General features: G+C 47.7%; 1 protein-coding gene and 1 pseudogene. Both read left to right on the top strand.

Annotation, left to right across the window (positions count from 1 at the left end; genetic code table 11):
- Positions 1 to 255, top strand: a pseudogene (locus Q0438_RS07415) (UDP-N-acetylmuramoyl-tripeptide--D-alanyl-D-alanine ligase); the annotation flags it as partial.
- A 253-nt stretch (positions 256 to 508) separates the two neighbouring features.
- Positions 509 to 1189 carry a DNA alkylation repair protein gene (locus Q0438_RS07410; RefSeq protein WP_299189776.1) on the top strand — a complete coding sequence of 227 codons (681 nt, stop codon included), beginning with the start codon at positions 509 to 511 and terminating at the stop codon, positions 1187 to 1189.
- The last annotated feature ends 347 nt before the right edge of the window (positions 1190 to 1536 follow it).

The following is a 1536-nucleotide window of genomic DNA, read 5'->3' as shown; positions in this document are numbered from 1 at the left end:
CGCAAGATCATCATCACGCCGGGCATCGTCGAGAGCACGCGCGAGGACAACGAGACGCTCGCCGCCAAGATCGATGAAATTTTCGATCTCGCGATCATTACAGGCGAACTAAATTCTGAGGTTCTGCAAAGAAAGATTGATCCCGCAAAGACTATCGTTTTGAAGGACAAGCGCGATCTGCAGCGGGTTTTGAGCGAAAATACGCACAGCGGCGATCTGATTTTGTTTTCAAACGACGCGCCGAGTTTCATTTAAGCGGCTTTGGCGGTACGGCTTGCTCTGCCCGGCAACATACGGCGCGATTTAGTTGGGCGCGTTTTTTTAGAAAAAAGACTTTGAGCGAGTGGGGCGCGATTTTAAAGTAGTGCGCGACCCCATGGGCGATTGGTTTGAGTGGATACGGCGCGATCTGTTTAAATAAATAATCTGGTGCGGCTAAATTTCGGCGCGCCGAGATCAGCTTGCGCCTGGTGAGTTAAAATTTGAAATCAAAATTTAAAGGAAAGCTATGGATTTGCGAGAAAATATGCTAGGGCAGCTGCGGGCGTTAAGCGAGGAGAAGTTGGCGAAATTTTCGCAGCGCCTAATACCCGCGCCGCAGATTTTGGGCGTGCGCACTCCGGCACTTCGCGCGCTTGCCCGCAAAAGCTTCGCCGCTTTGAGCACGGCAGATGAAGCGCGGCTAGAGCTGCAAAATTACGAGCCCGTCTTTCACGAGGAGTTCGTGCTAAAGGGCTTTTTTATAATGCTTTTTAAGCAGGATGAGACGAAATTCACGCTTGCGAGCGATTTTATCAAAACGATGCCAAATTGGGCGGTTTGCGATATGTTCGCTCCGAAATTCAGGGACGCCGCTTTCGCGGACGCGCTGCTAAAGCAGACTAAAAGCGGCGTGGACGAGTTTGAGAGGCGATTTTTTTACGTTTATTTTATGCGAAATATGGGCGCGCTCACGCCCGAGGAATTTTTTGAAATTTGCGCCGCCGAAAGCGACGAGCGGTACTATGTGCAGATGGGCGCGGCGTGGGCGATAGCGGAGATGTTTATCAAGCAGCGCGAGATCACGCTTGCGTTTTTGGCGAGCAAGCGGGCGGCTAAATTTATCCAAAACAAGGCGATATCAAAGATCCGCGATAGCTTCCGCGTAAGCAAAACCGAAAAAGATGCGCTCTTGAAATATAAAATTTAGCCGCTGCGGCTGAGGCAAAACGGGCTAAAAATTTCAGCGGAGCGACATGCGGAATTTGAACAAAATTTTGCGGATGAAATTTGACAGATGAAATTCCGCCGCGAGCTTTACGATGGAATTTTGCCGCGAAATTTTATCGGTAGAATTTTAAAGTTAGTAAAATTTTATAGATGAAATTTCGCTTCGCCGCGAAATTTTAAAGCGGGCGAAATTTTAAAGTTAATAAAATTTCAAAGCCTGCAAAATTTCGAAGTTTGCAAGATCCGTAAGTCTCGCTCAAATTTTTAGAGCATAAATTTACGCATTGAAAGGAAAAGTATGAAACGATTAGAGGGCAAAACCGCCGT

It is taken from the genome of uncultured Campylobacter sp., assembly GCF_938030785.1.
Lineage (GTDB): Bacteria > Campylobacterota > Campylobacteria > Campylobacterales > Campylobacteraceae > Campylobacter_B.
This window is presented reverse-complemented; position numbering and strand designations above follow the sequence as displayed.